Raw genomic sequence first — 19,206 nt, 5'->3', positions numbered from 1 at the left:
ATCAATTTACCCAGGCGGCATAGACGTAATTTGGATAAACGTCGCTGGCACGACTGCCGTTGTATCGTGCTAATGCCCGAGTGATATTGCCGTTTTCCTTGTCCAAATAGCTGCGCAATATCGCGCACCCGAGACGAAGGTTTGTTCTCACATTGAAAAGATCGGCGGAATCTGCACCGACTATATCGGCCCAAAACGGCATCACCTGCATGAAGCCGCGCGCACCGGCCGATGAAATCGCGTATTTGCGGAAATTGCTTTCCCCGCGAATCACTGAAACCACTAACGACGGTTCCAGGCCTGCCCGTTTTGCCTCGTAATAAATCGTGTGCAACAACTCCCGGCGTAAGCGCTCATTGCTCATACGTTGCGCTAAGGCCTTATTTTTTGTCATTTCCTTTATGAGTGCTTGCTCGGTTTGATCAACCCAATGCTGTTCGTCATCGTTGATTGTTCTGTCATGTTGTACGGTGTCGGCTTTTGTCGAATCTATCGAGGCGATTTGTAAACGAATGACCGCCTCTGAATTCGGTGCGGCCTGTACCGATTGGGCGAGGACTAAGGCGAGTGTGCCGTATAACATTTTCATTAGCGTGGTTCCATGGTTGGGATAATGGTTATTTCCTGATTGATGATTGTTGTTTCGGGCTGCTCACACTGGTTGTGATGATCGATGAGCAATGTTTCGCCAATGATGTGATACCGTTTGGCGGCCTTCGCGATTACAAGGCGATAGCGATTGTCCCAGTAACAGCGTGTGAGTGCGTACCGATGAGCGGTGATTTCTAATGTTTCGCCGCTTATCGGTTTAATCCTGATGTCGTGTAGCTGCATTGGTTCTGCCGACGGTTGTCCGTTGTACCAGGTTTCGCGAAGCAATTGCTTCCATTTGCGCCCACTTAACTCTAACGTCCGTACTTCCCGATCCAGGGTAACCACGGTGATGTTAATCACCGCGTCATCGGCATACAGCGGCAGCAGACTAATGTTTTTGGTGTTGTTCAGTTCCAGGTAACCGGCCATGAAGATTCGCGCATCATCGACTGTCTGTTGATCCAAGGTTGCCGCATTTGGGGCGTGCCACCAGAGCAACGCCCCCACGCAAGCAACTTTGGCCCACGTTTTCATCTCACCATTTCCTGCTGTACCGGCTCCTTGGTGACCACGGGCGGTTTTTGATCATTCAGTACGTTGTTCGCGTCAATGGTGGCTTGCCGTCCCTGTTCTCGCACTTCGGGTGCACTGATCTTTTTACCCTTTTCCAATGCGGAGGCCAGACCTTCGCGAATTATATAAACCAGCGCCTCTTTTTCATCCTCGGTTTTGATGACGCCGGATTGATGAGCTTGTTCGGCTATCTTCTCGCCGAGCTTGGCGGCGGTAATCGCTTCGGCCACTTGCGGCATTTGTCGGATAACGTTGCTTTCGATTTCCCGGCCCGTGCGGATCGCTTGGGCCTGATCTTCCAGCGCCGTTTGATAATCTTCGCGTTCGACCCGCCAGGTGTTCTTTTTAACCGGCTTTTTGCCTTCCACCTCGTTACCGTTTGCGTCGCGTTCCTTTGTATCAATGCTTACCTCTTGCTGGCCGACCGACTCCATGATGATCTTGTCGCCGACTTCGGGCTTCGATTGCGACTCTTTAAAGGCCCGTTTGAAGTCCGCGCCCCATTTGGTGACTTCCTTCCCGTCCACCTCTAATTTGACGAAATAGGATTTGCCTTGATTCGGATCGTGTTTATAGTGATCCGCGCCATGATCCAACAAGGTGCCGACGATCATACCGTCCCGGTCTCTCGGTGCCGGCGCGGCGACTTGTTGCTTCGCTTCGAGCGCCGCCTTGGCTTTTTCCAGTTCGGCCACTTCTACCTGAGTCGGTTTATAGCCGACCACTTCCAGGCCTTTGAGGGACGCTTCCCGCCATACCTGTTGTTTGAAATTATCGCTGCCGGATACTTTGATGGTTTGCCAGTTCCGATCTTCGGCGATTGCGATTGCATCCTTAATCACGGTGACGTTTTCGGTTTCGACTTTCAGTTGTTTGCCGCCATCCTCGAACGCCAGGGTTTTGTCTTGAAAATAGTATTGATTTTTCACGCGCAAATAACGACTTGCCAGCCGTTCCGGTATTGCGTGGTTCTCGTCGGCTCCCACTTGTGCCTGGTCGTTTGCTGCGGCCGTTACCTGAGCCGCTTGTTCGGCTTTGGGTGCGGTTTTCTCTTGGGCCTTATCGTAAAACTCAATGATATTTTCGACTTGTTTTTGCCCTTTACTGACCGGCTTGCTTTCTTGGCTCACGGCCTGTTCGGTTAAATACGTTGGGGTTTGCATGCCATCCGGGGCGTTCTTTTGCCATAGTTTTATGGCTTTTGCGGAGTCGTAGCCCGCTAAACGCTCCAGATCGTCGGCAACCCGACGATCCAATTGTTTCGGTGGTTCCTGCCCCTGTTCAGCTTCGGTTTTCAGCGTGCGAAGATGTTTGCGCACCCCTTTTTCCAGTGCCTCGAAGTAACCGGCTTGAAACTCTTTATCGATAGGCATTACATCCGGCAGGGTCTTGTAAAAGCGGGTCTGGCCATCCTCGTATTTACCGTGAATTTCGGTTGAGGCGATGATTCGGCCGCGATTTCCTTCCGCGTGTACCACGCTCGGACGTGGGGACTTTTCCGGGTCTGCGGTGTAATAGGCGGCCCCGGCTTTTTGAGCGTCTGTAAACTCTCGCTCCCGGTTGCCAGTGCGGAGGGTGAACACATGCGCCGCCTCTTGTGCCTTCGCTTGTTCGCCCGCCGGTTCGTTTGCTGATTGTTCGCGCGGTGCGCCGCGTTCCAGGTGATAGATGCGATCCGCGACTTCTGACATTTTCGGCGGGTTCCTAATGTACCCCGTGAAAGCGACCTCAAGACCGGCTTTATAATCCGCGTGTTCTTGGGTATTTTTCACAATGGCGGCCGCCGCGATCTTTTGTTGTTCCACGTCCTGAATGCGAAGGAATGCTGAGGCGTCCACCAGCGCCAGTTTCCGGTCTATATCGTGGTCGCCTGTCTGGCCTACTTTTGCCCTTGCTTGTGCGCGGCTCAAAATATCGGCCACGCTTTGTTTGTCGATTTCGGCCTGTATGTCCTCGATCTTCTGGCCGTCGGCCCGTACCCAGTTATCGCCGGTTTTTGTAATCCGGGTTTCCCTGCCATCGGCGCTATAGCCTTTGACTTCGTTAATTCCGAACCCGTCGGCCTTGGCAATCATTTCCGCTGAGGTGTAGACGCGATATTGCGCACCGTTCTTCGGATCGATCACGCCGTAACGGTATTGGGTTTCGGCCAGGTCTGTTTTTACGCGGGTTTCCAATTCCTCACCCGGTTGTCTTTCTGTTGCCATGTTGTCTCCTTTTAGTCCTCAATCACAAGGTTTAGGTAACGCTGAGCGGCGGCTTTGATTTCGTCGGCGCTCATGGGTTGGTCTGTCGGTTGCAAGATGTAATCGGTATCGATTGCAAAGTCGTTTAGTGATAGCTCATCGAAATTTTCCAGTTCCTCTATCGTCACCGGCCGGTAGGTCGGTTCGTCCTCTACATCCATTTGGGTGTAGATGTCCTCGTAGGTCTGCATGACGGGGGCGATCCGCCGTACCTTCGGTGCCGGCAGCAGGCGTTTTTTGAAATGGCGGTCGGTGTAGTAAATGATTTTTTCCGCCAGGATCGGGCGGATGCCTTCATAGATGATGATTTCGCGATCCGCGCCGATTTCCTTCACTTCCTGCGGCATTAACAACATACGGCGCTGGTCGCTTTCAGTCATGGTCTGGCCCTTTGTGCCCCACATCGGCCGCGACCGGCTTTGACCTTTCATTGTCGTGGAACCTAAATCGTTCGAGATTTCTTGCGCGTCGGCAAAATCTTTCGGCGCAAAGACGATTCGGCCGGCCAGGGTTTTGATGATCGTGTCGGCACCGTCGCGGCCGTACACGGCTCGCAGTTGCGACGGGGTTTGAATGACCAATAGCACGCGGACGTTGTAGCCAGGCAAGAAACCGCTAGCCGTCTCGATAATCGGAATACGGCCCAGGGCGGTAAACTCGTCCAGCAACAACAGCAATTGATGTTTCAATTGCGGGTTGTGTTCGGGCAGTTCGCGTGTCTGCAAGCCAATCGCTTGCTGGAAGAACAAACTCAACACCGGGCGTATCCTGTCCAGGTCGTCCGGTTTGACGCCGACATAAATAGACATGGGCCGTTTCCGCAAATTGCGTAAATCCATGTCGTTCTCGGACGTGGCGGCGTCCAGTAATGGATTCAGCCATAGCGAGAGTTTCGATGTCAGTTCTTTACGGATGCCACCCGCTGTTTGCGGCGGTAGATCGATGACCTCATAGATCGACGACACACATTGCCAGGAAAGCGGGTTGTTGCCCTCTCTTCTGCGGGCGAGAACGCCTTTCCAGTGCTCGACAAAGCCCTCGCCGGTCGTGCCGCCGGACATGCCTAGCCGTAACACTTCGCCAATCGTGCGCTTGGTGTATTGCGTTTCAAATAGGTAAAGGGCCAATCCCAAGAACAAAGTTCTGGCGCTTAACACCCAAAATGAGTCTTTATTGCCGTCTACGGTATAGAGCATTTCCGCTATCCGTTGAATATCGTTAATGCGGGTGTGTGGATCGGCGGAGACATAAAAAAACGGGTTCCAGCGGGCCGTTTGTCCCTCTTCGGATAGTGGATCGAATAGATAAACCTCTTGGCCGTGTTGACGCCGGAAGCCGGCTGTGACTTCCCAGTTCTCTTTTTTGATGTCAACGACGATCACCGATCCGGGAAAATTCAACAGATTCGGCACCACCACACCCACCCCTTTACCAGCGCGAGGCGGGGCGGCCAGTATTGCCCCCTGCTGGCCTGGTATCGACAAGTATTTCTCTCCGAGTTTGCCGATAATGATGCCGTCGCCGTCTAGCAGTCCGCGCTCCCGGATTTCCCGGCGGCTGGCAAAGCGGGCGTCGCCATGCAACGCCCGCCGGCGCGGAATGAGTGGTAGGCCGATACCACCGCCGACCAACAGGAACCCGGCCACCGTGCTACCAATCAGGTTGCGGTGAACCGTGGGCTTATGGCCGTAATGTTCGTGATATTGAAGAATCGTAATCGGTGTGGCTTGATACGGGTTTAAATGGCTGACCGCCAGAAAAAAATAGCCGGACACATAAAGCCCGGCTGTGAGCGCCAATAGCAACCCGACGAGGATTTTTGCGGTTTTCTTCATAGGCCGTGTTTGAGTTTCAGATCGGGTCTGTACCAGACCTCTTTGATATATCTAACCTGGCCATCGGCCGCGAACTGTAAAACGATGTCAATGGTTTGGTAGAGCAACGATTTGATTTCTTCCGATTGCAAGGCTTGCCCAGCCGGGCTTTGGCGGAGTAGTAACACCATTTGCGCAAGGGCGAGTTGTGCGGTGTGTCCGTGAATACTGGTAATTGAACCAGGGTGCGACGCCACGGCCCGCAGGTATTCAAAGGCTTCGTCGCTTCTTAACTCCGCCAAGAAAAGGCGATCCGGTTTCATCCGTAAGCAGGCCTCCAGTAGCATTTTGGCGTTAACGTTTGAAATGCCCTGCCCGCCTTTTGAGTAAAAAAGGCGCACGTGATCCGGTTGGTTGACTAACACCAATTCTTTGGCATCCTCAATCGTGATGATGCGTTCGTCGGACGGGATTTCGAGGATTAACGCTTTGTTTGCCGTTGTTTTCCCGCTCCCCGTGACCCCGGATAGCAGAAAATTCTTTTTGGCCTTTATGCCTAGCTTGATGAACTCGCCGTAACGGCGCTGTTCTTTGAGTGCGAGCAATTCCTTTTCCACGTCGTCCAGATCATCACCGGCTTCTTTACATTGCGTGAACAGGCCTTTGTCGGCCAACTCGTCGAGTGTCCAGACGGTTTTAGACGGCCGGCGGATTGTAATGGAGACGTGATCGCTGGCCGGGGGCAGCACGAATTGAATCCGCTCGCCGGTCGGCAGATCGGCCGATAACAAGGGCGTCGTTTCGTCGGCCCCTTGTGAGGTTTTATTCGCAACCAGATTGGCCATGTTTCTACACCAACCATGTGAGGCGAACGGCAATTTTTCACAGGTTTTGCCGCTGTAACGTTGCACCCAGGCCTCATGCGGTTTATTGATGCAGACCTCTGTCACGGCGTCATCATCCAGGATGCAACGCAATGGAGTTAGATAGTGATGCAATGCGCTCAGGTATTCCACATTGTCGCGTCGTTGTGCTGATTCCATGTACTTTCCACTCGGTGTTAGATTTTCGCGGGCGCGAAAATTGATTACTGATACTGGCGATACTTGGCGGCCGCCTCGTCGTAGATGTATTGGTATTTGTCGGCCAGTGCATACACCGAACGAAAATCCACATCACGCGCGAACAGAATTTGCACGCGCTCCCCTTGCGGTACGCGAATCGTTGGCGGAATGCTGACGGTGTTTCTCAACACTTCGGTCATGACTTGGTTGGGTTGTTGTGTATTGTAATTAAGCGTCGTGCCGCCGCTGTTGCCAGCGCCGCTCGCGTAGTTCGTGCCTGCCTGAATCACGCCATTGATGACTGATATTAGGATTGCCGCACCGAAGCGATCCCAGAAATGGCTGTCAACCTCGCCCGTGATCCCGCTACGTCCGAGCGAGTCCGTTGCCGGTGACGCCAGTTGTGCCACCACGCCGGCCTCGGTTCTGGCATCCGTCCACAACACAAACACGCGGCTTTGCCCTTGTTGCACGTTGGTACGTGTCTCGCCGGTAATCGCGGTGCCGCGTTTTAACAGCGGCACCTTGCCGTCGGCCCCGAAAATATCTTGTGACAATACACAGGTCACCATGCCGGGCAGTTGCGAGTCGATAGCGGTTTCCAGCGTACAATCGCCTTTTCGTCCTTTCGGGATAACGAACGTTAACGATGGCAACATTTCGGCCCGTGCCATGGCGGTTGTTGTCGGCTGTAGCGCTTTCGCCAAATCGGTATTCTGCCCGGCGATGGCATCCGTTAAACTGGCGGTGCGCTGGTTAGGGTCGGCGCTTGGTTGCCCCGTCCCTATTCCGCTGTTACTTGGTTTCACGTAAACAGGAGTCGTCAACCGGCGCATTTGTGCGACCTCTTCCGGCGTCGGTTCTTTTGGCCCGTTATTGACGTTGGCCGTCGATCCGGGAGCCGGCCCAAACAGGTTGCCAGCGTCCACTTGCTCTATCGGTTCCGGTGGCGGTGGCGTTTTGGCTTGTGGAAACGGCACCGCACCGAGTTTCGGAAGGCTGCCGCTTGACTGCGTTAGTTGTTCCTGTTGCTGTTTACGTTTTTCCTCTTCGGCGTTTTTCTTCGCGTTGATATTGGCGTAATACCAGGTCAAAAAGCCGCCGCCCAATAGCAAGATTAGGCCAATCGCGAACACATTATTCATTTTCGACTGTAACGACTGGCCGCGCGTCACGCTCGGGATTTGACGTTCGCCCGGTACGTGGTCGTGGTCGTCATAGTTCATATCCATTTCATGATTATTTTCACTCATTGCCGGCTGCCTCGTTTTCGGTTGGGTGTGTCTTTAAAACTACGTCGTCCTTCACTGTGCCCGACGTCAAACGCGATCCTCCGCCGGTAAACTGCCGGTTTTCGATGCAGCCCACTAATTCGCCACGGCGCAAAATAAAGCGGTGTGCGACGCGATGTACCACTACCTCGTCGGTGTCTGGCTCTACGTGATAATTGATCAACGATTCCGATTGATCCTCGTTTTCCGCGAAGATGGCCGGGTATTCGGAGTGCGAGCCGAATTTGATGTGCGTTTGAATGCCATCGTCGTAGGCCTCAATCGGTTTCATCGACGGAGCGCCGCAATACCAATAATCCTTGTTCAACTTGTAGGCCGGCGCATGCAACTTGTCGCGCAGCTTCGCTTTGGCTATGTCATCCAGCCGCTTTTCTTCCTCATCGTCCGGGTATCGGAAGGTAAGCGAGTAGATCATTGCTTTTTTGTTTTGCGGCGGGTTTTTCCGGACTTCGTAATCGAAGTGATACACTCGCCGGCTCGTTTTCACGTCGAAATTGGTTCGCACCAATTCCGCTTTGGGTTTGAGCCAGGTATCGTTTCCGTCGGCCGTGATTTCTAGCCCGCCGGTATCGCCGGCCCCTACCCCGACAAACTTCTCGCCCGGTGCCAGGCGCAAATGCGTTTGATAGCCCACATAGCCAATCAACCGGATTACATCGTCGCGGTCATAAACCACTTCACGCACACGCGGGTCTGTAATGCCGGGCATGGGGTTAATTTCCGCCACGCCGGTCGTGGCCCATGCCATCAAGCCGATAGCGCTTAAACGTCCTATTGTTTTCATGGTTGCCCCCCCATTACACGCGGCTGCTCGGCGATGACTTCCGGCTCTTTGTGATAGCTGGTGATCCGCAGGCCTAGTTGATTCAGACTGCGTTCTTTATCGTTGGTGGACGGTTCGCCATAGGCGTATTTGACGGTTGATAACCAGTGCGTGACGACGGGTGCGCCGTTGCCGCCTTTGCGTGTTTCTGTGGTGAATCGGATTTGCGCGGTATCGCGTGCGCCGCTGTCGGGTTCCAGGAAAGTAATGCCTTTGACGTGGACTGTTACGGTCGTGCCGTCTTTGTATTTCACAAGAGGCGATTCCGGGTTGCTTTCCGACCAATCCCGTGCCCATTCGTCGTTGAGTTTGGTGTTGTTAAATGCGCCGACGTATTCGTAGTCGGTTTCCGCAATCGCGTAGAAATAACGTTCCCGTGCGGTTTGGTAGTGGGTTAGTAGGTTGCGCGTAACAAGCTCGTTAAGCTCGGCTTCGCCGTTGTAGATCGGTACAACATCGACAATTCCCGTGGAGTTATCCACTCGGACTACATAAGGTTGCGTGGTTTTCAAAGGCGTCAGGCCTTTGATGGCCCAGGCCAGGCTTCCGGTCACGATGACCAGGCCGATAATGACCACTTTTTGAAATTTGATTTGCTTGAGCGCATCCCTGAGTTTGTCGGCTTCCCAAGAACTCGCCTCGGCCAGATATTTGTCCAGTTCCGGGTCGCGTTTCATGGTTGCACCGTTGCGTTAATGGGGGTGAAATCCTCGTCGCAACGCACTGGTGGCGTAGTTGCGCAGCCTGTCAGGATTACGGTTGATAAAATGGCTATAACAAGCCATTTACGTTTTCTGTGTTTCATAGTCGCAGGAGCTTTTGGTAGTTAGGGTGGTTTGATGGTATAGGCTCATTGAGCCTATGTCAATACTATTGTTATTTTTTTTCCGTTAATTCTTTGGTGGTTCGTTTGAGCGCGGTTAGCGCCCAATTAGGGCATTTCCTGCTGGATGGAATAGACGCCCCGGCCAACCAACTTCGCACTTTGCGCGTTCCCACTGATTGCCCGGTTTCGTTCGTGATTAGTTCAGCGGCCTCAGCTTGTGTAAGGCCGTACTTAGATAAAATTTCGCGAAATTCTTTTTGGTTTTCTTCGTGTTCTTGTATGCGAAGTTGCTCCATTTAAACGGTTCCCGATCGCTAACAGATAGCATGCGGCGACACATCGCCGCATGCTCCTTAGATTGTTTGAAAAAGGTCGTCCAGTCGTTGTTTGAGTGTTTCACAAAGCACTTCGGCGTCGTTGACCACATCAACGGGATCGCGGGCCAGTGCGGCCCGCAATGCCGTTTTTAGCCAATCCGATGCCGCCGGATCGTCGAGGATTGTTTGTATTGAATCGTTCATCGGTTTATTGAATTCCAGTTTCGCGGGCGCGAAAAAAACCGTTAAAACACGGCGTTTCTAGCTATTTTTCCCCCTGTTTGCTGTTGCGTCTGTTGCTGTGCTCGCCGTGCGCCTAAGCGGGTGCCCAGGTTGCGGGTTATCGATTGGTAGCGGCTTGGTTGATGCCCGGCCCGCCCATCGGCTACGCCACGCGTGAATTGGTACGCGGTGCCGCCTGTACTTCTCGCTGTACGAGACATCAGCCGACTTAGGGCATTGAATGTGCTCAGCGCAACGCCACTTCCCAATGCCGCTGCGATACTAGGCACCTGTTTCATGATGATGAGAATAAACACGCACGCTACGCAAAATTGAATACCCTCGGCGATTTGAATACCCGCCCCTTTTGTGGCCGCATCAGTCGCGTATGCATCGAGCATATTCAACAATAATTTAGCCGCTACTGCGGCAATAACGATTATGAGTGCGTAATTGGATAATTGCGCAAGCCAGGCCTCGAAAAATCGTTTAGTGGTTTCAAACATTAACCCGAGGATGAATAATGGTCCGACGGCTAACAACAATCCCACAGCAACCAGCGATAAACAATATAAATAGGCCATCCAGATGCAAATCGCGCCTGCGCATAAATACACCAAAAATCCAGCAAGATAATATCCCACGTCGCCACTCATAAAACCGCCCTGGTCAATAAGGGCTTCGGCGACCGAAGCCCCTTTAACCCATATACCATCAACCGTGTTTAATGCAGCGTTTCCACCCAATATTGCATTGGATAATGCGTCAGGGGTTGTCACAAAAAAATCAATGAAAACCGCGTTGTATTCCCATAAATCGATTGCCACGGCGAAAATCACTGCCAACTGGATGATCCGCTTGGCCCCGTCCATGATCGGCTCTTCGATTGCCCCACGTAAATGTAAATACCCCCATAACATCACATACATGGTCGCAAACGTGACAGCCGCCGGAGCGATACTTGCCGAGAGATTGGCAGTCACGGTCGCCACGGTGTTTAGGACACCCGCTTGCAAATTGTTCCAAATTGTTAAAAAAAATCCCATGGCGATGCCTCGATCCGATGTTAGTTGCCGCCGATTGTGTAATTCGGCTGTGTTAAATCACGAATGTGTCCTGTCGATTTCCGAGGGCGTTTAGGCTCTTCCACTTGCGTTTTAACCACAATGGTGATTGGTTTATCCGCATCCTGCGCGGCTACGCGGATCACCTGTTGCCCATCCTCTGTTTGTGGTGTTACGGCCACTGGCGCATTTTCCGGGGTATTGTTCGCCTTGCTATTAGTGGTCAGATAGTACGTGCCCCCAGCGGTCGTGGCTGCCGTTAATACAATGGTGGTCAAAATTGCGATGTTCTTAGTCATTTTTTGTCTCCGGTTATGGATTGCCACCGATGGTGTAATTCGGTTGTACAAGTGCGCTTGTATGGCCTACTTGCTGCACTGCCAACTCCCGCATTTGTTGCTGATTGATGCGCTCCTGATTTTGCAGGTAGGCGTACATTTGATCCATTTTGCTCTGATCGTTTTGCAGCATCACCTGTTCGCCCGCGATCCGGGCTTGAAGTTCGGCAATGGCCTTTGGATCGTTGGTGTTGTTGATGCTATTCATCATTTGCTGGATATACGCGTACCGCTGGCCGGCGGCGTCCATGCTTTGCTGTGCGGTGGCCTGTATTGCGGCGGCGTTTTTCCGGCGCTGAGTGAATAGGTTAAGCTGTTGGCCGGTCATGTTGAGACTATTGAGGGCATTGCCGTTCAGAATCGCGTTTTGATTGGTGAAATTCTGAACCATGCCGCTCATCTGGTTATAGGTCTGGCTCGCGCCGTCAATGGTGTCAAGTAGATCGCCCGTGCTTTCCGGCAGGTAGTTACGCGAGGCGTTGGTTAGGGTTTGCAAGGCTCCCAGCCCCCGACTACCCGTAACCGCGTTATATGTGGATGTGACCATTTGATAGGTTTGCTGCAATTGCTGTAATTGCTCCACCATGGTATTAAACTGCTGGATTTCGTCTTGGTGATTAGCGGCCCAACCGGCGATGGTTTCAGCCATGTGTGCCGGGTCGTTCACAATGTCAACTGCATTAGCGCTAGTCGATAACATCATGATTAGGGCTATCGCTAGGGGCTTTTTCTGAATTAGCTTCATGTGGTGTACTCCATTGGTTAGGAACGGCGTTGTTCATCAAGGTGTTGCTTGTAAAGCGGTAACCAGGTGCCGGGGTTGTCGCCCACGTCCTCTATCAGTTTTCGGACGTATTCGACGTTATGTGAACGGCCTGAAATGACATCCAGTTCGTAACTGAACCCTTTTAAATTGAGTTCACATACGACGCTGGCGTGCCCTTGTTTAATCAGGAATTGCCGGCTGCCTGGCTCGATTTCCTGTTTGATTAACAGAAACTCGCGCTCGCTCAGTCCGAAGCCGTCGATGTAGTCCTCTTCCCGTGCCTTTTCGTTGGGCATGAAGATTTGCGTCGGGGTTTGCTCGACCAGAGTTCGAGCAATTGGGCTTTCCAGTACGGAGCTAGGGCTTTGCGTGACGAAAATAAAACCGGCGTTCTTTTTACGTGCCCGTTCCAGTCCGTCCTTCGCAAACTCTTGAAAGGCCGGATCGGTGATCGAGCGCGAAAACTCGTCCATCCAACACAGTAAACGCCGGCCGTCCATCAGTGTTTGAACGAGGTGGAACAGATACATGGTGATCGGCCCGCAGGTCACCGGGTTTTTCAGAAAGTCGGTGGAATCGAAGCCGATGGTTGCAGCCTCATTCATGAGGCCGCTGATCGTGTCGGTCTCATTGTCGAACACCCAGGCATATTCTCCGGCGGTGCTTTCCGCCCACTTGCTCAGTCGCGCGTAAAGGCCTTCCGGATCGCGCACGTCCAGGAATTCCACCAGGCGCGATAAGCGGCGGTATTGGCGGTCAAGTAATAACGTGCCGTCCAGTGCGGTGTTGAGATTCTTCAACTCGCGTTCGGTTAACGGTTTGTCGGGACGATACGCCAGGCGTTGCACAAATTGCCGCATGAATTCGACATTGTTGGGGGTCGGGTCGAGCTGGAGCGGGTTAAACCCGGTATTGTGTTTGTTGCGGATCGGCAGGTAACGGCCGCCTAATGCCCTGATCAAGATTTCCAGGCCGTAGTCGTTATCAAAAATCACCTGCGTGACGTTTTGTTTGCGCAGCATCGATACCATGAAGCCGAACACGACGGTTTTACCGGAACCCGTCGGGCCGCATAGGTAGGTGTGGGCCACGTCTTTTTTGGAGCCACCGGTCGGGTCTTTGGGATCGCTGGCGTGCAACGAAAAATAATAGTTGCTTCTGGCGTTGGTGATCAGTACGGCCATGGCGTCGCCCCAATGGTTACCCGTTGCCCGGCCGACCGGGAAATTATGGTACGGGGCCGTCGCCGAGAAGTTCCGGGTGGTGATCGGCGATAGACGCGGCCGATAGGCGAAATTGCCAGGCAGTTGCGCCCAAAACCCCGCTTCCATGGCGAGGTCTTCACGTGCAACGGTCATGCCGGTATCGCCTAGTACAGTTCGCGCCCATGCGATGTTGTTATTGAGTTCGCGCAAGCGCGGCGTGTTTTCCGCTTCTTTCACGCCTTCAAACGGTTCGGCGTGAACCAGCAACGAGAAATGATGATCGCCCATGGCGATTTCGTTCCCGGATATTTGATCGATAGCAATATCGAGGTCTTCGGTCTGCGACCTGGCTAAATCACCGATGTTTTCCATTCTGGCCCGTTGATTGACCAAGAGCGTTTGCGCGCTCGCTTTCTCCATGAAGGTGAAACTCTGCGTCAAGACAAAGCTAAATGGCGCTTTCAACAACGGATTAAACATGCCGACGACGGTTGGCGTCGGGTACTCTTTGATGCCAAGGATGGCGCCGATGCGGGTATTCGTTGCGGTGCGGTATTCCATGGCTTCGGTGCCGAACGATAAACGCGAGGTGGCCAGCACCTCATTTAAAGGGGATCGCGGTAGCGCGATGCGTTGCCATTCGCCGTTGATGAGTAGGCCGAAATATTCAAGGATGGTCGAGTAATAATGATCGCCCCGTTTGTAGATGCTGAGCGGTTCGGGATCGTAGCGGCCGAGGGCGGCCATGACGTGCTGTTGCAGTTTCGCCATTTCGTCCAGCGCTTCCGCTTGCTCTTGTTTGGCCGCCTCTTTGTTGACGCGGTTTAGAAAACTCATGGCCGTTTTGCCGACCGTGCCGGGTTGAGGCCGATACACAACCGCCACGTATAGGTCGTTGACCATCAACGTTTCTTGGCCAATGCGGCGACGGTATTTCTCGTTCAGGTCGTGGGCAAAGCCCGGCTCGAACTCGCCGTGCGGGTAGGTGTCTTCCCGGTGGCGAATCACTGTTTGCCAGATCGAGATATTCGGCCGGGCAATATTGCGGTAAAACACGTTTAAACGTTCGTGCCAGATGTTGAGCTGTTCGTCGTCGGCATTTTCGTAGCCGATGCCGGACAGCTTGAATACCATCACGTAGCCATTTTTGGTTTTCACAATGTGTTCGTTGGCGTGGATGGTATAGGGAATGTGGATCGCGGCCGCCTCTTCTCGCAACAGCGCCTTGTGGTTTTTCAGTTGAGCTATCGCTGACATATTCGGTTCCTTTGTTTGTTAAGCCGCGCAACTGGGCGGCGTTTGTCGCCGCCCTTTCTCGTTTGGCAGGTTGTAACGGTGCGCGGTGTAGCTACTCCCTTTCCATTGTTTGTAATTGCCCTTGATCCAGTTCTGCCCTTTGGTTCTGGCCCATAGCGTCGCCAAATCGAAATAACGTGGTTCCGGCATGAGAATCAAGGCCAGTAACCCGTGAATCGGAATGTAGGACAGCAACCACAGCAGGTTGCGCGTCATTAGAAACATTTCGATTACCAGCATTGCGCCTAACACCATGCCTGATGTTGTTACCCCAAAACGCATCGGCGGGCGCGTTGCAGCGACAAATAACGGGTCTGCTTGCAGACCATCATTTCGGCTCATGGCTACACACCGAATAGGCCACGCACCCAGGTCACAATTTGTTGTGATCCAAATACGAGGACAATACCGACCATGCCGCTGACGGCGTGCGTCCAGGATACCCGCCCGAACCACGCCAATGCGCCGAGCGCCATAACGGCGATCACTGCAACCGGCGTTAGAATTGCCAGGATGTCGGTCGAGAGTGCGCCCGATCCGGTTGTAAACGGGCCTGCGGCGTAGGTGATGCGCTGAGCGCCTAAGAAACAAATGGCAATCAATAGTTGTTGAATCAGTTTACGGCTGTTTCTCATTCTGAATTTCTCCTAAGTTGTAAAAAAAGATGGGTAAAACAGTTTGTTTAATGTTGTGAATTTTCGCGGGCGCGAAAATTGTTACTTGTCTCGTTGCATTTGGTCATGTTTTTGAGTTTCAAGTCCATATCGCCCAGTGCTTTTGAGTAACACCGCAGGTGGCGTCCCCGTTTAGGGAATAGCGGCTTTATATCGTCCATAGTGACCGCCTTGACGCTTCATCGATGCTGGTTGTTTTTTGGTTAAAAAACATTGCCGTCATCTCCCCGTCCGTTAATTCCGGCCTATATCGCCGTACTTCAAAATACCCCGTGACAGGATATTTTTAGTTGCATTGAGGTCGGCGTTTTCATGGTGGCCGCAGGCAACGCAGTTAAAAATGGCCTGTGTTTTTGGTTGCTGATAGATTCTCGGCCGCTGTACGGCGGCCGTTAACGTCGTCATTGCGCGGCCTGTGGCGGTTTGTTATACAAATCCCACCAAGGGCCGGTTGTCGCGGTTTTTTGCGGGGTGGTCGCCGCCGCGTTGGCGATAGGCGGGGGCACGGGCGTGACCACTACAGTTTTATTGGCGCTGCCGTCGGCAAGCGCAATTTCCTGTTGCAGTTGTTTGATGTTCGCGTTTAGCTCTTCGAGCCGGTTTTCGGTTTTGGCCAAGGCGTCGGTGTCGTTGGCCGCCATTTGCACCGCGCGGTTTTTTTGAGAGTCCGCCAAGAGTTGTTTTTGCTCGGTTAGCTCGGCTTGCAGAATCTTGATTTTTTCGGCGTCTCGGGATTGTTGCTCCGCAACATTCACCTGTGCCGCCGGTGTCTGTGCGAATGTCGGCGCAGCTAGGGCGATGGTGAGTAGTATTGTCGCGGCGCGTGAATGATTATGCATAACATCGTCCAGGGTTGAATGTTCGCCCGGCTATCGCCGGGGAATTGTTGAGGTGGTTTCGATGTTATAGGCTCAGTGAGCCTATGTCAAGACTATTTTTATTAATCTTGTGGGGCTGCTGGAGGGAGATTTTGCGTTGCGCGTTTCAATGCGGTTAGCGCCCAATTTGGGAGGTTTCGTGATGACGGTGTATCGGGGTCCGCCAGCCATGACCGTACCTTCCTAACCCCAACTTTTTGACCTGTTTCGTTGGCGATCAAATCCGCCGCTTGGGCTTGTGTTAATCCGTATTGGTCTAAAACCGCCCGAAACTCGTTCTTTTTAATCCTCTCTTCTTCTTGCTCTTCTGTTCTCATACGCGCGTTAATATCCGGTCGGTGCCGTCGTTATCATCGTTTTAGTTTTACCCTACTTATTGTTCTTATTTAAGGGCTATTTAGTTTACTCAAATTTGGTTCTTTTACCCCACCCTTCTCTTTTGTGAATGAATGTCGATTGTGTTTCGACCGAGTGAATTTTAGCGCGTATTTAAAATTGAGGCATTTTTCGCGGGCGCGAAAAAGCGGTGCCATCGAACGATGGCACGCGGGGCGTGGGTTGAGTGATTCGCTGGGCGGGTTAACTGGGGTCGCTTTTGCCTGGCTTCGGTTTATTTTTGAGTTGCGTGGTTAGTGCTGTGACCTGGCCGCGCAGCTCGGAGGCTTCGCCCTCGGCCCTTTTGGCGTCGGCTTTCACTTCTTTGAGTTGGGTCTTTAGCGTATCCACTTCGCGGCTCGCCGCATCAAGCGCTATTTGCTGGCTGGTGATTTGGTTGCGGGCGCTGTTGAGTTCCTTGGTGTTGGCATCCTGTTGTTTCTCTAATTGATCAATCCGCGCTTCCGCGCGGGTTGTCCGATCCGTCATGGCTTCCAGTTTGGCGTTTGCCACAGCCGCCGCTTGCTCGGCTGCTTGTTTGCCCGTTTGCAGTTGTTCAATCTGTTGCCGGAGCCGGTCGATTTCCGTTTTCTGTTCTTTGAGCTTTTCGTCGCTCGCTTCTTGTTTATTCCGACCTTGCGCGACTTCGATCCGGGCTTGTTCCGCTGCATGACGCTCTCGGGCCAGTTCGGCCGTCATCCGTTCAATTTCGGTCGCACGTTCGGCGGCCGTCGCGGTGGCTTGGTCTCGTTCGGTGGTGACGATGGTTAGCTGGTTGAGCAGTTCGTCGCGTTCGTCTTCAAGCTGTTCACCAGTGGCGGCAAGTTCGGCGGCGTCGCCTTGGGCTTGTACAAGCCTGCCCTCGATTTCCGACCGTGCCATGGCGGCCGCTTTTTCGATTTCCGCCGCAATGGCCGCGGTTAAGGTGCTGGGTAATTCAGGGGCGGTGGCAGCCGCTTGGGGCCGTGCGTCTCGCCAGGTCGCCAGGTGCCGCTGGATGGTGTTGGGGCTGCCAGTGGTTAGCCGATCCCGTATGGTGCGGATAGTGGGTTGTTGGCCGGTGCCAAGGATCGCGTCGGCGACTTGCGCCACTTGTTCGTATGAAATACCTATTCGTGCCATAGTCTGTTTCTCCTGGTGGTGCATAACGTAACATATCACTACAAAATCGTTATGATATGTTACGTTATGATACAGTAAAGCGCAAGGATTTTTAAAGCGGCGACAGGTTTCGCTGTAGCTGGTGGTCTGGTTTGGGCCGGAACTTGGTTCTGCAAAACATGCGCTAATATACTAGTCTATGCATAAAACTATAAAGTTATGCGTTATATGCGTATAATGTGCATTTTAAGTTAGTGTTACGAGGTGCTAGATGGCTTTCAGAGCAGACGAAGCTGCACGTATTGGATATGAACGTGCGGTAAATTATCTTATTTCTCGACTTAGGGATGCGGACAAATCTCAGAGGACGCGCAGCAAAGAAGCATTCGATGATATTGTTGATACGTATGGGCCAGTGATTGACAGTTATCCATCATGGCATCCGTTGGTCACGAATCATGACAGCCGCGATCCGGTAACTCATCCTGGTCGTGAATGTGGATACAACGGTCTCGATCACACAATATATCTTGCCAACGCGTTTATCACGTGCCCGTACCGTGATGGGCAAGAGGTGATCGATTCGGTTGCAGCGCTTCCGGCGCATCCTGTTGCTACCATTACTGCGGAACGACTAGATGTACAGCTATATCAACCCAATGCCAACCCTATTTTGGTTAAATGTGACTGGGACAAGGCTCTTCCAATGGATAGAATGATTCCATTGTCACTCGCTATGCCTCTCATTTTAGAGAAAGAGATCCCATGCTGGAGATGGTCAGAGGTAGCTGAAACGTGGGAATCAATGCGCCCATATTTCTTAGGTGCTCCTTATGGCAGTCGATCATCTTTGTTTGTGAACCAAGAAACAGGTCAAACGATAAAGAAAATTTGGAACGCGCTGATCTACACCGGAATGTTTGGCCACATTAGGGTCTGATTGGGATCATATGCTGTTTTTATTTCAGGGGCATTTTTCGCGCCCGCGAAAAACCGGACGCCCTTACAGACTCCGCTTTCGCTTCGGTCGTACCGACTGCCGGCTATCGCCGGCACCTTCCAGGCCGCCTTGCCGACGCTCAATAAGGGACGTGCGTCGGCGCTCCGCAAGCTACGCACCGCCACACCTCCCTTAGCCGCTGTGGCTTATCCCTAACGGCACGCAAGGCTATCGCCCTGCTCGAACAACATCACCCTAAAGGTCGGCGGTGGATTTATACACAACGCCCCGCTTTTTCGGGGGTAGATTGGAAGACCCCCACGCGGGCGAGTGTGCATAAATCAACTTGTATGATCGATGAGGTGATTTTCGCGCCCGCGAAAATGTTGCGGATAGAGATTAAGGCGCGGCTATCGCCGACTGCATTTTGATGTTTGAGTTTAGCCGTGGCCATCGACGTAGCTAGTCTTAATGGGACGAGGATGTGCGTAATGTGCGAACAGGTTGCCAGAGCGTCCGGCTTCATCGATCAAGGGTGAAGGCTTCGCCCGAACATAAAAAAATAGACGCCTTTTTTGATTAAGGCTTTGCGTCGATTTTTTTATGTCCGCCCTTGACCGCGCCGAACCCTCCGGCCGACTGTACGCACCGCACACCCTCGTCCCATTAAGACCGATGCAACCCAGGCCGGGTATTGCCCCGACTAACAAGCGGTGCGGCTATCGCCGCGCTATTTGGACTTCTCCGCTCCCCTGAACCCTTAATCCCGATTGCAAGGGGCATGCCATAACTGATTGA

At 52.8% G+C, this 19,206-nt stretch carries 21 protein-coding genes; 1 reads left to right on the top strand and 20 read right to left on the bottom strand.

Annotated features, from left to right (window positions below; all coding sequences use genetic code 11):
• Position 1: 1 nt before the first annotated feature.
• The 20 genes from BJL95_RS10170 to BJL95_RS10095 all read right to left on the bottom strand — a co-directional run bounded on the left by BJL95_RS10170 (position 2) and on the right by BJL95_RS10095 (position 17,459).
• A complete protein-coding gene (locus BJL95_RS10170; RefSeq protein ID WP_071157664.1) occupies positions 2-589 on the bottom strand; it encodes a transglycosylase SLT domain-containing protein in 588 nt (195 codons plus the stop codon).
• Positions 589-1,128, bottom strand: a complete 540-nt coding sequence (locus BJL95_RS10165) for a hypothetical protein (RefSeq protein WP_071157662.1) — start codon at positions 1,126-1,128, stop codon at positions 589-591. Before BJL95_RS10165 ends, BJL95_RS10170 begins: the two co-directional genes overlap by 1 nt.
• The gene (locus BJL95_RS10160) at positions 1,125-3,374 is read right to left on the bottom strand and encodes an LPD7 domain-containing protein (RefSeq protein WP_071157661.1); all 2,250 of its coding nucleotides are present in this window, start codon (positions 3,372-3,374) and stop codon (positions 1,125-1,127) included. The genes BJL95_RS10165 and BJL95_RS10160 overlap by 4 nt, the downstream gene beginning before the upstream one ends.
• An 11-nt stretch (positions 3,375-3,385) precedes the next feature.
• The gene (locus tag BJL95_RS10155) at positions 3,386-5,248 is read right to left on the bottom strand and encodes a type IV secretory system conjugative DNA transfer family protein (RefSeq protein ID WP_071157660.1); all 1,863 of its coding nucleotides are present in this window, start codon (positions 5,246-5,248) and stop codon (positions 3,386-3,388) included.
• The gene (gene virB11, locus BJL95_RS10150) at positions 5,245-6,270 is read right to left on the bottom strand and encodes a P-type DNA transfer ATPase VirB11 (protein ID WP_083385888.1); all 1,026 of its coding nucleotides are present in this window, start codon (positions 6,268-6,270) and stop codon (positions 5,245-5,247) included. The genes BJL95_RS10155 and virB11 overlap by 4 nt, the downstream gene beginning before the upstream one ends.
• A 44-nt stretch (positions 6,271-6,314) precedes the next feature.
• On the bottom strand, positions 6,315-7,544 hold the full coding sequence (gene virB10, locus BJL95_RS10145) for a type IV secretion system protein VirB10 (protein WP_071157659.1): 1,230 nt from the start codon (positions 7,542-7,544) through the stop codon (positions 6,315-6,317).
• The gene (locus BJL95_RS10140; RefSeq protein WP_083385887.1) at positions 7,537-8,367 is read right to left on the bottom strand and encodes a TrbG/VirB9 family P-type conjugative transfer protein; all 831 of its coding nucleotides are present in this window, start codon (positions 8,365-8,367) and stop codon (positions 7,537-7,539) included. The genes virB10 and BJL95_RS10140 overlap by 8 nt, the downstream gene beginning before the upstream one ends.
• The gene (locus BJL95_RS10135; protein ID WP_071157655.1) at positions 8,364-9,083 is read right to left on the bottom strand and encodes a virB8 family protein; all 720 of its coding nucleotides are present in this window, start codon (positions 9,081-9,083) and stop codon (positions 8,364-8,366) included. Before BJL95_RS10135 ends, BJL95_RS10140 begins: the two co-directional genes overlap by 4 nt.
• 199 nt (positions 9,084-9,282) lie before the next feature.
• Complete coding sequence (locus BJL95_RS24570; protein WP_139306207.1) at positions 9,283-9,528, bottom strand: hypothetical protein; 246 nt, start codon at positions 9,526-9,528, stop codon at positions 9,283-9,285.
• A gap of 57 nt (positions 9,529-9,585) precedes the next feature.
• On the bottom strand, positions 9,586-9,753 hold the full coding sequence (locus BJL95_RS25145; protein WP_175463694.1) for a hypothetical protein: 168 nt from the start codon (positions 9,751-9,753) through the stop codon (positions 9,586-9,588).
• A 41-nt stretch (positions 9,754-9,794) separates the two neighbouring features.
• A complete protein-coding gene (locus tag BJL95_RS10130; protein ID WP_071157653.1) occupies positions 9,795-10,817 on the bottom strand; it encodes a type IV secretion system protein in 1,023 nt (340 codons plus the stop codon).
• Positions 10,818-10,837: 20 nt separating this feature from the next.
• Complete coding sequence (locus BJL95_RS10125) at positions 10,838-11,134, bottom strand: hypothetical protein (protein ID WP_071157651.1); 297 nt, start codon at positions 11,132-11,134, stop codon at positions 10,838-10,840.
• 13 nt (positions 11,135-11,147) lie between these two features.
• Positions 11,148-11,918, bottom strand: coding sequence for a type IV secretion system protein (locus BJL95_RS10120; RefSeq protein WP_083385885.1), 771 nt, complete (start codon positions 11,916-11,918; stop codon positions 11,148-11,150).
• Between the two features lie 17 nt (positions 11,919-11,935).
• Entirely contained in the window at positions 11,936-14,401 is a 2,466-nt protein-coding gene (locus BJL95_RS10115; protein ID WP_071157647.1) for a VirB4 family type IV secretion/conjugal transfer ATPase, read from the bottom strand.
• A gap of 18 nt (positions 14,402-14,419) precedes the next feature.
• Positions 14,420-14,782: a type IV secretion system protein VirB3 gene (locus tag BJL95_RS10110; RefSeq protein WP_071157645.1), complete on the bottom strand. Its 363-nt coding sequence runs from the start codon at positions 14,780-14,782 to the stop codon at positions 14,420-14,422.
• Positions 14,783-14,784: 2 nt separating this feature from the next.
• Entirely contained in the window at positions 14,785-15,075 is a 291-nt protein-coding gene (locus BJL95_RS10105; protein WP_071157643.1) for a TrbC/VirB2 family protein, read from the bottom strand.
• A gap of 273 nt (positions 15,076-15,348) precedes the next feature.
• Positions 15,349-15,519, bottom strand: a complete 171-nt coding sequence (locus tag BJL95_RS26040) for a zinc ribbon domain-containing protein (protein ID WP_139306206.1) — start codon at positions 15,517-15,519, stop codon at positions 15,349-15,351.
• Entirely contained in the window at positions 15,516-15,953 is a 438-nt protein-coding gene (locus BJL95_RS10100) for a hypothetical protein (protein ID WP_139306205.1), read from the bottom strand. The genes BJL95_RS26040 and BJL95_RS10100 overlap by 4 nt, the downstream gene beginning before the upstream one ends.
• 101 nt (positions 15,954-16,054) lie before the next feature.
• Positions 16,055-16,309, bottom strand: a complete 255-nt coding sequence (locus tag BJL95_RS24560; protein ID WP_139306204.1) for a hypothetical protein — start codon at positions 16,307-16,309, stop codon at positions 16,055-16,057.
• A 262-nt stretch (positions 16,310-16,571) separates the two neighbouring features.
• On the bottom strand, positions 16,572-17,459 hold the full coding sequence (locus BJL95_RS10095) for a DNA-binding protein (protein WP_254786765.1): 888 nt from the start codon (positions 17,457-17,459) through the stop codon (positions 16,572-16,574).
• A gap of 280 nt (positions 17,460-17,739) precedes the next feature.
• Between BJL95_RS10095 and BJL95_RS10090 the strand changes: the two genes are divergently transcribed.
• Positions 17,740-18,408, top strand: coding sequence for a hypothetical protein (locus tag BJL95_RS10090; protein ID WP_071157639.1), 669 nt, complete (start codon positions 17,740-17,742; stop codon positions 18,406-18,408).
• Positions 18,409-19,206 lie beyond the last annotated feature (798 nt).

It is taken from the genome of Methylomonas sp. LWB (genome assembly GCF_001856095.1).
Classification (GTDB): domain Bacteria; phylum Pseudomonadota; class Gammaproteobacteria; order Methylococcales; family Methylomonadaceae; genus Methylomonas; species Methylomonas koyamae_A.
The sequence above is the reverse complement of the archived record's forward strand: the minus strand, read 5'-3'. Positions and strand labels throughout refer to the sequence as shown.